The organism is Algoriphagus aurantiacus (assembly GCF_035156405.1).
GTDB lineage: Bacteria > Bacteroidota > Bacteroidia > Cytophagales > Cyclobacteriaceae > Algoriphagus > Algoriphagus aurantiacus.
This window is the reverse complement of sequence record NZ_JAXRUT010000005.1, coordinates 104,308-119,332: the sequence shown is the minus strand read 5'-3', so window position 1 is coordinate 119,332 and position 15,025 is coordinate 104,308. Positions and strand designations below refer to the sequence as shown.

The 15,025-nt window shown below is 41.5% G+C and carries 6 protein-coding genes; all 6 read right to left on the bottom strand.

The genetic code is table 11. The features are described from left to right. Positions 1-26 precede the first annotated feature (26 nt). Positions 27-2,384, bottom strand: coding sequence for an ABC transporter permease (locus tag SYJ56_RS07075; RefSeq protein WP_323832948.1), 2,358 nt, complete (start codon positions 2,382-2,384; stop codon positions 27-29). Between the two features lie 66 nt (positions 2,385-2,450). Next, the gene (locus SYJ56_RS07070; RefSeq protein ID WP_323832947.1) at positions 2,451-4,892 is read right to left on the bottom strand and encodes an ABC transporter permease; all 2,442 of its coding nucleotides are present in this window, start codon (positions 4,890-4,892) and stop codon (positions 2,451-2,453) included. A 212-nt stretch (positions 4,893-5,104) separates the two neighbouring features. Beyond that, positions 5,105-7,456, bottom strand: a complete 2,352-nt coding sequence (locus tag SYJ56_RS07065) for an ABC transporter permease (protein WP_323832946.1) — start codon at positions 7,454-7,456, stop codon at positions 5,105-5,107. A gap of 291 nt (positions 7,457-7,747) precedes the next feature. Further along, the gene (locus SYJ56_RS07060; protein ID WP_323832945.1) at positions 7,748-10,117 is read right to left on the bottom strand and encodes an ABC transporter permease; all 2,370 of its coding nucleotides are present in this window, start codon (positions 10,115-10,117) and stop codon (positions 7,748-7,750) included. Between the two features lie 73 nt (positions 10,118-10,190). Next, positions 10,191-12,563 carry an ABC transporter permease gene (locus SYJ56_RS07055; RefSeq protein WP_323832944.1) on the bottom strand — a complete coding sequence of 791 codons (2,373 nt, stop codon included), beginning with the start codon at positions 12,561-12,563 and terminating at the stop codon, positions 10,191-10,193. Positions 12,564-12,602: 39 nt separating this feature from the next. Continuing rightward, the gene (locus SYJ56_RS07050; protein ID WP_323832943.1) at positions 12,603-15,017 is read right to left on the bottom strand and encodes an ABC transporter permease; all 2,415 of its coding nucleotides are present in this window, start codon (positions 15,015-15,017) and stop codon (positions 12,603-12,605) included. Positions 15,018-15,025 lie beyond the last annotated feature (8 nt).

Sequence of the window (15,025 nt, the reverse complement as noted above, 5' to 3'; positions counted from 1 at the left end):
CTAGAATCTAGATACTTGATACTAATCTACTCACTCTTCAAACTCTTCACCGGATTCATCAATGCCGCTTTTACGGACTGGAAACTGACGGTAAGCAAGGCAATCAGCATCGTCAACGCTCCCGCTCCTACAAAATACCACCATCGTAGGTCTATTTTATAGGCAAATCCGTCCAGCCAATTTGAAGTCAAATAATAACTCAATGGCAAGGCTATGGCAATAGCCACCAGTACCATTTTGGCGAAATCCCCGGAGAGCAGTCCCATGATCTTCCATTCACTGGCACCCAAAACTTTGCGGATACCGATTTCCTTGGTTCTTCTTTCAGCTGTAAAAGCAGCTAAACCAAACAGACCCAGACAGGAAATCAGGATGGCAAGGCCGCCAAAATAACTGGATAGAACAGAAACCCGTTGCTCGGCAACATATTGCGCCTGATAGGCCTCATCCATAAACTTATACTCGAAAGGGTAACCTGGATTGTAGGTATGATAGAATTCTTCCAATTTTTCAATGGCTTCCCGCTCTCTGCCAGCTGCTATTTTGGCCATGACAACATATGTTTCTTCCGGTCTTAAAATAAAAAACAAAGGTTTAACCTTCTTGTGAAGGGATTGAAAATGAAAGTCCTTTGCAACACCTATAATCTGCCTATCACTGCCCCGTACATTAATTACTTTTCCAATGGGATCCTTCATGCCCATTGCTTCAATAGCAGCTTCGTTAAAGATGATCTTATTATCTTCTGAACCAAAGTCAGGAGAATAGCTTCTCCCTTCTTTTATTTGAATACCAAGTGTTTCGATCATCCCATAATTCACCCATACATTTTCGGTTTCAAGTATGTCCTCCGGATTCTTTCCTTCCCATTGCAGTGTACTTACGCTGTTCATGTAGCCACCATCTACGAGGCTATGCCCTATGCTCGAGGCATTGACTATTCCCGGTATATTTTTCACTTCCGCAAGAAAAGCCCCAGGATTTGACTCCACTTTTCCTTCCATGTCAAAATAAATGATATTGTCTTTATCATATCCCAGATGTTGTGTCTGCACAAATTCTATCTGACGATAGATAACCAATATGGATACTATCAGAATAAGGGATACTGCAAACTGGAATATCACCAATCCTTTTCGTACCCACAGTTCACTTCCAGAACTTATAAAATTGCCTTTTAATATGGTGGCTGGACCGAAACGGGAAAGATATAAAGCCGGATAACTCCCCGCAATGAAACCTGTGAACAGAGCGATGCCTAAAAAAGATAAAACAAGATTTCTGTCAAAACCAATTGTGAGCTGTTTTCCTGTTATTCCATTAAATTCAGATAAAAAAAGTTGGACAAGTAAGACGGCAATAAACAGCGATAGAAAACTCATCAGCATGGATTCACCCATATACTGTAGGATCAGCATCCTCCGGTCGGCACCAACTACCTTTTTTATACCAACTTCCCTTATTCTCTGGGAAGCTTTTGCCGTAGATAAATTCATGAAATTGATGCAGGCGATGAGAAGAATAAAAAGAGCGATAATGGAAAAAATCTTCACATATTCTATCCGGCCGCCAGCCTGTATACCGTTGTCATATTTTCCGTATAGGTAATTGTCGGAATAGGATTTGGCAAATAATGTAACGTGTTTTTCCCCACCTTTTCTTACAACAAAGTCGGCAATTTTATGATTGAATTCATTAATGTCAGTTCCCTCATTTAGAATTAAATAAGTTGCATGGGCATTGTTCTTCCAATCCAAGACCCAGGGGGATGTATCTTTATATTCTTCATAAGACAGCAGAAAATCAAATTTTGTGGATGAATGATTGGGTACATCTTTGAAGACACCGGTGATCAGAAATTGCTTTTCCTTTTCAATCTCTATAACTTTTCCTATTAGATCTTCTGTAGTATTGAAGAGACGGGTTGCAAGGCTTTCGGATATAACAATGGCGTTTTTATCTGCCAATACCTGATCTTTATTTCCAGCAATAAGGTCATAGGAAAAAATATTGAAGAAATCTTTTCCTACATATTGCCCTTTTGCTTTGATATTTTTATCATCTATAGAAACTCTGTATTCACTTACCCAAGAGGCTGGAGATGCAAATTCCACTTCAGGCATTTCTTCAAGCAGTGATTCGGCCAAGAGGCCAGGTGTTGATTCCGTTGTATGGATCTCCCCAACCACCTTTAGGTTTTCCATCACCTGATAAAGCTGACTATCCTTTTCATGGAACTTATCCACACTGAGTTCATCATTCACCCAAAGAAAAATCAATAGGGAACAAGCCAGTCCACTAGACAAACCAATCAAATTGATTATAAATGTGCTTTTAAATCGCTTACAGTTTCTATAGAACAGGAGAAAATTATGACGTAGCATTGACAGATAAGTTTAGCGTTTTGGTTCTTGACTGTATGATCTAGTATCTTGATACTTGATACTAATCTACTCGCTCTTCAGACTCTTCACCGGATTCATAAGAGCTGCTTTAACCGTTTGAAAACTAATGGTCACCAAGGTCATAAACCAGACCAGCACCACGGGCAGAATCAGCATCCACCAGCTGATCTCCATCTGATAAGCGAAGTTTTGCAGCCATTTTTGCATAAAGAAGTAGATGACAGGAAGGATAATTATACTGACTATGCCCACTAGTTTTAGAAAATCCCCGGAAAGCATACTTACCACAGTGAAGACCGTTGCTCCTAATACCTTCCTTATCCCAATTTCTTTGCTACGCTGTAAGGTCATATAAGAAGATAGGCCAAAAAGCCCCAAGCATGCAATCAATATGGCCAAACCGGCAAACAGACTGAAAACTTTTGCGAACTGCCTGTCCGATTGATATTGGTTGTTGAAATAATCATCCAGAAAAAAGTAGTCAAATGGGCTTCCTGAAAATGCTTTTTCCCAGCTACTTTGTATTTGTTCTAATGCCTTTGGATAATCAGTAGCTGTGATTTTGAGAGAATAATATTCCCCCGCCCATGGGGCATTCAGATACTCTTTCAGAGCAAAGACCATAGGCCCAACTTCTTTGTGTAAGGATTCCTGATTGAAATCCCTGATTACCCCAAGAATTTCTTTCGAGTGCTGATCATTATCCGCTTCATCCCAGATGACCGTTTGTTGAACCGCTTCCTCGGGACTGTTGAATCCCAGTTGCCTAATGGCTCTTTCATTAAAAATGACGGCTCCGCGGTCAGAAGAAAACTCATGCGAAAAGCTGCGGCCTGCCAAGAAATCAGTACCATATAATTCAAAAAAATCCTCATCCACTGCGATGATATGAACTTTTTGCCTGTTCTCGGGCTCCGCAGGTTTATAAAAGGCTCTGGCCCAGCTCAGTTGTTGTCCCGGAATATTGGATGATACACTGACTTTCTGCACTACGGGCAGTTTTTGTGCTTCGCTTTTAAAAAAGTTCAATTGGTTTTGGTAAGTAGAATCCTTGATGCCAGGCCCTTTCACGATAAGGGTTTGATCTATATTCATCCCCATGTCCTGCTGTTGCATAAAAGCCAACTGTTCACGTACACCTAGGGTACCTGCAATCAAAGCAATGGAAGTAGCAAATTGAAAGGCAACCAAGCCTTTTCTCAACAAAACTCCATTTTTGAAGTTTGGAAGACTTCCCTTAATCATCTGGGCAGGCTGATACGATAATGCCACTGCAGGATAAATTCCCGAAAAAAAAGTCCCTAACAAAAACAAGCCTAAGATGCCTATTCCCAGTTCTGCATCAAATACCGGGGCAAAGTATCCCGAAGTGAGTGTTTGAAACGGAGTCATCAAAAGCTGTGAAACCACAATTGCCAGTACCGCAGCTATCAAATTGACCAGAAACGATTCTGACATAAACTGGAAGATCAATTGCGCTCTGTTTGATCCAACCACTTTTCTAATCCCAATCTCTTTAGCCCGTTCTATTGCCTTGGCAGTAGTCAGGTTTAGGTAGTTGATCCAGGCAATAATCAATATAAAAAAGGCAATAAGTGTAAGGAAGGTGACGGTCCGACGGCTCCCGTTTACTTCCGCTTCCGCCTCCAAGTTTGAATCCAGATGAATTTGCTGGATGGGCTGCAGGTCAAATTCCTGATAATACCCCTCCATTCGCCATTCGGCTAATGTTTCTCCCTTGTATTTTTCCAATAGGTCATCGAGTTTGCTCTTTACAACTGTGGGATCACTTTCTGGCAAGACTTCGACATAATTGTAAAAATTTCCCCAATCCCAATCTTCATCGAGATTCCAGGGGATGGAATTGAAGGAGATGATTAAATCTGTCTTAAGATGGGAATTGTGTGGAATATCCTCAAAAATCCCAGTGACTTCTAACTGCGTCTGACCTCTATCTCCCATAAAAAAGGTGATAGACTGTCCTAATAACCTGTCAAGATCGGGAAAATATTTCTCGGCCATTGACTCAGACAGTACCACGTAGCCTGGCTTTGACAGTGCATTGCCGGAATTGCCTTGCACCATGCTATACGAAAACATCTCCAAAAAAGAAGAATCAGCGTAGTAAATCCTTTCCTCATGGAAACTGCGATCACCCACTTGGATAACGGGATCCGACATCAATGGAGCAGTATGGACTACCCTGGCTGCCTGAATTACCTCTGGAATATCCCTTTGCATTGCGGGAGCAATTGCAGGAGCGGTTTGGGCCCGATTCCCTACCATTTCCCCGTTCAGGAATGCTGAGCTTGTAACGCGGTATAGTGTAGGTTTGCGAAACTCATCATAGCTCAGCTCAAAATTCACATACCTGAAAATTAGAAGACATGCCGCCATTCCTATAGAAAGGCCGAGAATATTGATCAACGAAAACATCTTGTTTCGCCAAAGATTTCGGGTCGCAATTTTGAGGTAGTGATATAGCATATCTAATATCTTAATTGTATGTACAAATCATGGGTCTGGCTCTAACATCTCGATTCTAAATACTTGATACTTTCAGACGATGGTTAGGAGTTAATCGGTTAAAGGTTAATTGCTTAAAGGCTAAGGGTTAATTGGTTGTCTAATCTTCAACCTCTTGTCATCTAAAATCTTTGATCTTGACTCTAGAGTTTTGATACTAACTACTTCTTACTCTACTCGCTCTTCAAGCTCTTCACCGGATTCATCAGCGCTGCTTTGATGGATTGGAAACTCACGGTCGCCAAGGCAATCAGCATAGTCAATGCCCCCGCTCCTACAAAATACCACCATCGTAGGTCTATTTTGTAGGCAAATCCCTCCAGCCAATTCGAAGTCAAATAATAACTTAAAGGCAAAGCGATGAAAATGGCGACCAAAACCATTTTGGCGAAATCACCCGACAACAGTTGTATGATTTTCCATTCACTGGAACCCAAAACTTTACGGATGCCGATTTCTTTGACCCTTCTTTCGGCAGTGAATGCGGCAAGGCCAAATAAACCCAGACAGGAAATCAGGATAGCTATTCCTGCAAAATACCTGGAAAGTACAGATACCCGTTGTTCCGCTACGTATTGAGCTTGGTATTCTGCATCCAGAAATTGGAAATCAAAAGGAAACCCCGGATAGAATGTCTGAAAAAGCGATTTAAGCTGGTCAATAGTTTCCTGCTCTTTACCTGCTTGCACTTTGACTGCAATGGTCGAGGTTCTCTGGGGAGCTAACCACATTACTACTGGCTTCACTTCTGAATGCAGTGATTCAAAATTAAAATCCTTCACTACACCTATAATCTCCCGCTCCTCTTCAAATAACCTGACCCCCTTACCTATCGGATCAGTGACTCCCATGTGTTCAATTGCCGCTTCGTTAAAGAGAACCTTTGCAGAATCCGTACCGAATTCCCTGGAAAATGTTCGCCCTGCCGCCATCTCTATTCCCAGTAGCTCCAGCATATCATAGTTAACGGGCATCATCTCAAACTCAGTTATATCATTGGGAGCTTTGGCAGGCCACTGTACACCTTGCGTAGAAGCTATGTGCCCGGTCATATCGTGGCCAATGCTGGAAGTCCCCACCACTCCTTGCAATTTTCTGATCTCTGAAAGAAATGTTTCCAAATTCTCTGCCGATCCCAATCTATTAAAATAGAGGACATTCTCCTTATCGTATCCAAGGTGTTTGTTCTGGACAAATTCTATTTGTTTATAAACGACACATACCGCAACGATCAGGATAATAGATAAGGTGAACTGTACTACAACCAAACCTTTTCTGGCCCACAGCTCTCCAACTGATTTGTCCACATATCCTTTCAGTACCTTGGCAGGATTGAAAGCTGAGATGTATAACGCCGGGTAGCTTCCAGCTATTAGGCCGGTAACCAACGTAATCGAGAGAAAGGACAGGATAAGGAATGAATCTAGGGGCAAGTAAAGCTGTTTACCGGTAATTTGATTGAATTGGGGAAGAAGCAGTATCACTAATCCAACGGCTACGACCAAAGATAACATGGCCATCAGTGTAGATTCTCCAAGGTATTGAAGAACCAAGGTTGAACGCCCAGCACCTACCGCTTTTTTAATTCCCACCTCTTTCAACCTTCGGGAAGCCTTGGCCGTGGACAAATTCATGAAGTTGATAGAGGCAATTAAGAGTATAAAAACAGCAATCACTGAAAATAATCTCACATAATCGATTCTTCCACCAGCCTGTTTACCGTTTTCATAGTTACCATACAGGTATGTCTGAGCGTAAGGGGCTGCAAATAAGATACGATGGGTGACTTCACCGTTGGTTTTCCTTTCAATAAGATCAGCCATTTTCTCATTCAATTGATCAACATCGTTTCCAGATTTTAGAAGTACATAAGTATGAGGCCATGCAGTTCGCCAGCGGGAAGCCCACCCGGCATCTTCCATATATATTCTAAAAGGCAGCACAAAATCAAACTGCATCGAGGAATTTTGGGGCACGTCCTTAAATACACCTGTTACTTGGTAGTGCTCCTCGTGCTGCCATTCAATCATTTTGCCCACCACATCAGTAGTATTAAATAGATTCTTTGCCAAGGTTTCGGAAATCACTATAGAACTTCTATCGTCAAGTACCTGTTCCTCATTCCCTTGTATAAGGGGAAAAGAAAAAACTTTAAAAAAAGCCTCACCCACATATTGGCCGGCGGCCTGAATATCCTTGGTATCCACAGAAAGTGTATAGTCCTTAAGATCAAAACATGTAACGGCATATTCTACTTCTGGCATCTCTTCTTCAAGGGTTGGTTCAGTCAAAGCTGAAGTCCTAGTGGATAGCCCGATTTCGCTTTCCAATATTCGATGTTCCATCACTTGGTACAGACGGCTATCATTTTCATGAAACTTATCCATACTCAGTTCATCCCGCACCCAGAGAAAAATCAGTAAGGCACAGGCAAGTCCTGTGGATAGGCCAATCAAGTTAATAAAGAAAGTACTTTTATACCTTTTGAGGCTTCGGTAAATCAGGAGGAGGTTGTGTCGGAGCATGCATTTTAGGAATTGATTTCTTTTGTATTTGCGAGTTTTGTGCCAGTGCAAATCTGCATTTCCGACTATTCATAGACTACTTAACATCCATATTGAGGAAAATTTCGAACAAAATCGTTCGTGAACGGGCAGATCAAAAAAGTCAAAAAGCTGGGAGGCTGAAAAGTTAGTAGGTTGAAAATCCATGTGAACTGACTTCCCTCATGTAAACTGACTTCCCTAAAGACAAAAGTATATATTTTTGATCCCTTGACTTTTGGGTCTTTGCCAATGATTATAGATACTAGCTACTCACTCACTTTTCAGACTCTTCACCGGATTCATCAGCGCAGCTTTGATGGACTGGAAACTTACGGTAAGCAAGGCTATCAGCATCGTCAACGCTCCGGCTCCGATAAAGAACCACCATTCCAGGTCTATTTTAAATGCAAATCCATCGAGCCAGCTTTTGGTGAGGTAATAACTTATTGGAATTGCTACAACTACTGAGATCAATACCATTTTCGCAAAATCTCCGGTCAAAAGGGTCAAAATTTTCCACTCACTGGAACCAAGGACTTTTCGGATGCCGATTTCTTTGATTCTTCTTTCCGCGGTAAAGGTTGCAAGTCCAAACAATCCAAGGCAGGAGATTATGATCGCGATGCCTGCAAAGTACTTGGAAAGTACTGCAACCCGATGTTCTGACTCATATAGGGCCTGATAATCCTGATCTAGGTATTTATAATTAAAGTTATATCCAGGATTAAACTTTCTGTAAACTCCTTCAATCTTTGACAGGCTCTCTTTCGCACTTCCGGCGTCAAGTTTCACCATAAATTGCATAGCTCCACGTTCCAATAAAAAAACATACGGCTTAACTTCCTCATAAAGAGATTGGAAGTGGAAATTTTTCGCGACACCCACTATTTCGGCATTGCCGTAAAAATCTATAACCTGGCCTACGGGATCTTTCAGCCCCATAAGTTCCAAAGCGGCTTCATTGATTATTAGCTGATCATTTTCTGATTGAAAATCATAAGAAAATGAGCGACCTTCTTTTATTTCAATCCCAAGCAGCTCTATCATTCCTTCCATGACACCAGCGCCGTGAAATACAAATTCCTCCTCCGGATTTTTGCCGGGCCAGCTAACTCCAGTCATAATAGCACCCGGATTAACTATAATCTCCGATGTGCCTGAAGCATGGGTTACTCCGGGAATATTACGCACCTCTGAAATAAACGCTAAATCCTGATCAATTCCTTTAAATCCTTCTGAATCAAAGTATATCACATTGTCCTTATTAAATCCTAAATTTTTTGTCTGGATCAAATCGATTTGCTTGTACACCACCAACACCGATACTATAAATATTATAGATAAGGCAAATTGAAACACCACCAATCCTTTGCGAACAGAAACCTCACTCTTTTCGGTTTTTAATTTCCCTTTTAGAACAAGTGCAGGATTAAATCCGGAAAGATAAAGAGCTGGATAACTTCCAGCCAAAAGTCCTGTAAAGGCAAAAACTCCAGAAATAGCCATGCACAACCTCAAGTCAAAGACCAATGAAAGGTTTTTTCCGGTCATAAGATTAAACTGAGGCAGAAGAAGCTGCACTACTGCTATGGATAAAACAAGCGCAAAGAGAGTGATTACCAGTGATTCGGTCAAATATTGAAGAATCATTATCTTTCTTCCTGCTCCCATCGATTTCTTAATACCCACTTCTTTTGCACGGCTGAAAGCCTTAGCCGTGGAAAGGTTCATGAAATTAATCGAAGCTATGACCAAAATGAAGACGGCAATTATTGAAAACAACTTCACGTATTCAATGCGTCCCCCCACCTTAACGCCGTTTTCATATTTCCCATGCAGGTATCCTGAGGAATAGGGTCTTATAAATAGTTCATCCGGAGAGCTTTTATACTTTGTTTTAATAAAACCAGCAATTTTTTCGTTGACGAGGTCAGGATCTGAACCTTTCGACAGCAAAACATAGGTTCGATATAACAACTCATCCCAATCATACCATTGTGGCTGCAGATACCCTTTATACGCTTCCCAAGGGATTAAAAAATCAAAGCTTTGGGATGAATTTGACGGTAAATCTTTGAAAACGCCGGACACTACATATCCCTCTTCTTTAACCTTTAGCGTCACAACCTTTCCAACAGCATTTTCAACAGATTTAAACAACTTAAGTGCAAGTGTTTCAGATAGAGCAATAGAATTTTTATCGGCCAGTATCTGCACGGGATTCCCCTTAATTAACTCGTAGGAGAACATATTGAAAAAATCCTTCCCTACAAATCTTCCCTTTTCTTTTAGGATCACATCTTCATAAGCAATAGAAAGCTTAATGTCTTCAAATCCCTGTATGGAGGCTGTGGTTACAGCCAATTCAACTTCGGGAATTTCTTCAGCCAAAGCTTCTGCTAATAATGCAGGTGTGAAATCTTCTGTCTGAACTCCATTTCCTGACTGCCTATTTGCCATCACCTGATAAAGCTGTTCATCGTTTTCATGAAATTGATCATAACTCAGTTCATCCTTCACCCACAAAAAAATCAAAAGGGCACAGGCAAGTCCGGTTGAGAGACCAATTAGATTGATAAAGAAAGTGCTTTTATCCTTCTTGAAACCCCGGAAGATCAGAAGGAGGTTGTGCCGGAGCATAGATAAGTCGATTTAGGCTTTTGGTTCTAGACTCTAGAGTCTAGAATCTAGATACTTACTACTTCATACTAATTTACTCACTTTTCAGACTCTTCACCGGATTCATAAGAGCAGCTTTGATGGATTGGAAACTAACGGTAAGCAAGGCTATCAGCATCGTCAACGCTCCTGCTCCGATAAAGAACCACCATTCCAGGTCTATTTTAAATGCAAATCCATCGAGCCAGCTTTTGGTGAGATAATAACTTATTGGAATTGCTACAACTACCGAGATCAATACCATTTTTGCAAAGTCTCTTGTCAAAAGGGTCAAAATTTTCCATTCATTGGAGCCGAGGACTTTTCGGATGCCGATTTCTTTTGCCCGCCTTTCTGCGGTATAAGTTGCAAGGCCAAATAAGCCCAGACAGGAAATCAAGATGGCAAGTCCGGCAAAGTATTTTGATAAAATGGAGACCCGCTGTTCGGCAACATACTGGGCTTGATAAGCTTCATCCAGAAATCTATAATCCAGCGAAAACCCGGGATTAAACTCTCCATAGAACTCCTGAAGAAGGGATAGTGTATTTTGCTCCTCACCCGCTTCAATTTTGACCATGATATTCCAAGCCCCATTTTGCGAAAGCCGAAAGAACAATGGTTTTACCTCTTCATGGAATGATTCAAAATGGAAATTCTTGACAACTCCAATAATTTCTCGATCATCTCCCCAAAGTTTAATCTTCTTACCAATTGGATCTGTAAGACCCATGAAATCAATAGCAGCTTCATTAAAAATAATTTTAGAAGAGTCCGCACCAAAATCTCTTGAGAATGTCCGTCCTTCCTCTAGCTGAATATTAAGCAATTCCAGCACGTCATAGTTAACCCCAACATTCTCAAACTCGGTTTTATCTTCAGGGTCTTTCCCAGTCCATTCAACGCCCCAAGTGCCACTCATATGCCCTGCCATATTGTGCCCGATATTAGAGGCTCCAACAACTCCAGGAATTTTTTTTACTTCCGAAATAAACGTCTCCAGTTTACTCACATCACTCAATAGACCCTCTCTTCCAAAACTCACAATGTTTTCTTTTTCATAGCCGAGGTGTTGTTTTTGCACGAATTCAATCTGTTGGTATACAACAAAGACTGAAACGATTAAGATGACAGACAATGCAAATTGAAACACCACCAGACCTTTCCTTGCCCATACTTCCCCAATATGACTGTTAAGTTTCCCACCCTTCAATACTGCGATGGAATTGAGGCCGGAAATATAGAGCGCAGGATAGCTACCCGCGATCAGCCCTGTGACCAACACAACACTCAACAGGGTAAGAACAAAGCCTAAATTGAAGTTCAATGTGAGTTGCTTTTCAGTGATTACATTGAACTGAGGCAATAAAAGTGTAACCAGTAAAATGGCTACACCTAGAGATATTAAAGCCATTAATGTTGATTCACCCAGATACTGTAAAACGAGCGTTCCTCTTTGGGCTCCGATTGCTTTTTTGACTCCCAATTCTTTAATTCTTCCAGAAGCTCTGGCCGTGGAGAGATTCATAAAATTAATACAGGCAATGAAAAGGATGAATAAAGCTATGAGGGAGAATAATTTCACATATTCTATCCGTCCCCCAGCTTGAACTCCATTTTCGTATTGATTGTACAGATAGGTATCAGAAAACTTGGTGGCAAAAGGGGCTCGATGATCACTCTGTCCATTAGTCTTTACCTTCACATAGTCGGCAATCTTTTCATTAAACTGGGCTATGTCTGTGTTTTCCTGAAGGAGAAGAAATGTACTGGGGCCTGAATTGCTCCAGTTTGCCATACCTGGAAAATCATCTTTAAATGATTCAAAAGTCGAGACAAAATCAAATTGCAGTGACGATCGGGGCGATATATCCCGGAATACACCAGTAACCTGATATTGTTTAAGTTGCTGCCATTCCACCATTTTCCCGATTACATTATCGGTAGACCCAAAAAGCTGATGGGCTAGTGTTTCAGATATTACGATGGAATTTTTATCATTCAATACTTGATTTTGATCCCCCTGAATGACTTCAAATGAAAACATTTTGAAAAAATCGGCATCTGCAAACAGTCCTCTTGCCTTGATATCATTGGTCTCTAAAGAGAGGATGAAATCTTCAATCCTGTTGGTTGAGGTGGTCACAGCATAAATAACTTCCGGCATTTCTCTGGCTATGGCTTCTGCCATAGGACCTGAAGTCGATTGTCTGGTGATAGTCTCACCACCTTGCTCTACATTCTCCAATATCTGATATAGCTCCCCTTTTTTTTCATGGAACTTATCGACTTGCAATTCATCATTCACCCAAAGAAAAATCAAGAGAGAACAAGCCAGTCCACTGGACAAGCCAATCAAATTGATTATAAATGTGCTTTTAAACCGCTTGCAGTTTCTGTAGAACAGAAGAAAATTGTGACGTAGCATAGACAGATAGGTTTAGTGTTTTTAAACAATGATTTCTCGCTACTCGGACCGCAAGCTATTCACCGGATTCATGAGCGCTGCTTTGATGGATTGGAAACTGATCGTCACCAGCGCTACGATTATCGCTAACAAGCCAGAAATCAGGAAGATCCACCAGTGAATTGGAGCTTGATACGCAAATCCCTCAAGCCATTTATTCATTGCATACCATGATAGCGGAGTGGCTAAGACTATCGCTACCAGAACCAGCTTGATAAAGTCTCTGGATAGCAAGCCTACTATATTCCCCACATTTGCCCCCAGTACTTTTCTGATTCCGATTTCCTTGGTCCGTTGCTCAGCAGTGTAGGTAGCAAGTCCTAAAAGCCCTAGACAGGCAATCAAAATCGCCAATACAGAAAAGGTGGTAAAGATCTGCCTGAACCTGAAATCCGATTCGTATTGCTTATTGAAATCCTCGTCAAGAAAACTGTAGATAAATGGCCTATGGGGAGCCAGCTGCTTCCAAACTTCTTCTACCTGAGAAAGCGTGGCAGGCAAGTCTTCACCTTTGACCTTCAAACTCATATACCTACTCGCATAGGCCTCAAAAGGCAAAGTCAATGGCTCTACAGCATTATGTAAAGAGATATAATTAAAATCCTTGACTACTCCAATTACTTCCCCAGCTCTTCCCCACTGATCAAACTTTTTTCCGACTATATCCGCCGGATTAGAATAGCCATATTGCCTCGCTGCTGCTTCATTGAGGACTAAAGCCGATGTAGAATCTGAAGGATAGTCCCGGGAATACGATCTTCCAGCTACCAACTCTAAACCATAATGATCGATGAAGTCCAATCCTACCTGAAATATTGCCTGTCCCTGTCCCACCATCTCGCCATCAAAAGTTTCCAAAGTGGTATGGGCATTAGGAAAATGACTTCCCGGCACACTACGTGAAAAAGCAACCGACAGAATATTCGGATTTTTCTCCAGCTCGTTTTCCAAAGAAGAAGACACAAAATTCACCTGCTCATCATAATTGTAATCTATTACCACCATTTGTTCCTTGTCAAAGCCCATGTCCTTGTCCAGCAAATGGCTCATTTGAGTATAAACTATTATCGTCCCGGCGATCAGGGCAATCGATAAGCTAAACTGAAAAACTACCAATCCCTTTCGGAGATTTACTCCCCTTGCATCTGATTTATTTATTCCTTTGAGAATCATTACCGGCCTGAAACCCGACAAAACCAAGGCTGGGTATGAACCTGCCAAAAGGCCAATAACAAGCATGATCACAAGAAAAGTAGGAATGGTCTGCCAGTTGACTATTCGGCTGATTTCGAACACCTTTCCTGTCATATCATTCATCATTGGCATTGCGATGTTCGTCAAAATAACACCGACGACGGCTGCCAACACCACGATAATGAGAGATTCTCCCAAAAACTGGAATATCAGACTTTGGCGATCAGCCCCGATAGATTTACGGATGCCAACTTCCTTGGCCCGCTCCATAGATCGGGCAGTGGAAAGATTCATAAAGTTGATCATCGCAATAGCCAAAATAAAGAGGCCGATGATGGAGAACACGTAGATATTTGTCAAAGAACCTGTATCACCCGGCTGACGCTGAGCATCAGTTCGCAAATACACATCTTTAAGTGGTTCGATTACAAAGGTATATCCATGTCCATTATCACCATTTCTTAGTTTAATAAAATCAGGGATTTTTGCTTCGAAAGCCATTTGGTCAAACTGCTCATTCGCCAAAAAATAGGTGTAGGTATCCACATAACCCCAGGCATCAAAAATTCCCGGTCTGGACTGTTTGTAAGTGCTTAGGGACAATAAAGTATTGAATTTAAAATGGGAATTGGACGGAAGATCTTTCATGACTCCGGTCACTGTATAATCCCCTGGGTTTGATCTACCGGCTGCTTCACTCCCTTTCATGGTTTTTCCCACGGCATTCTCATCTCCGAAGTATTTTTTTGCAGTTGACTCCGTCAAAACCACACTGAAAGGAGCTACTAAAGCCGTCTTAGGATCACCTTCCAGCAGCTCCCAACTGAATACATCAAACACCGTCGAATCCATAAAAAGCACCCCCTCTTCCTGCTGCGTCTCTTCACCTACGGTAAAAAGGATATCCGCTCTTCCTGAGAACTGAACCACTTTTTCAATCTCCGGAAAATCCAGCAGCAGGGCGGGACCAATAGGAGCATTTCCCCAAACCCAAAAAGTGGAAAGATCAGGTTCAACATTTTCCTGCGCCTCACCGTGAATGACTCTAAATATCCTGTCTCCTTTTTCATGGTACTTATCATAAGAAAGCTCATCCTGCACAAACATAAAAATGAGTACACAGCAAGCCATTCCTATTCCCAAACCAATGATATTGATAAAGGAATACACCTTCTTTTTCAGAAGATTTCTATAGGCGATTTTTAGGTAGTTTTTCAGCATAATGGTAG

Bases quoted from the DNA above. Each gene is read 5' to 3' on its own strand.
- SYJ56_RS07075 (WP_323832948.1), bottom strand. From the start codon at position 2,384: ATGCTACGTCATAATTTTCTCCTGTTCTATAGAAACTGTAAGCGATTT.
- SYJ56_RS07070 (WP_323832947.1), bottom strand. From the start codon at position 4,892: ATGCTATATCACTACCTCAAAATTGCGACCCGAAATCTTTGGCGAAAC.
- SYJ56_RS07065 (WP_323832946.1), bottom strand. From the start codon at position 7,456: ATGCTCCGACACAACCTCCTCCTGATTTACCGAAGCCTCAAAAGGTAT.
- SYJ56_RS07060 (WP_323832945.1), bottom strand. From the start codon at position 10,117: ATGCTCCGGCACAACCTCCTTCTGATCTTCCGGGGTTTCAAGAAGGAT.
- SYJ56_RS07055 (WP_323832944.1), bottom strand. From the start codon at position 12,563: ATGCTACGTCACAATTTTCTTCTGTTCTACAGAAACTGCAAGCGGTTT.
- SYJ56_RS07050 (WP_323832943.1), bottom strand. From the start codon at position 15,017: ATGCTGAAAAACTACCTAAAAATCGCCTATAGAAATCTTCTGAAAAAG.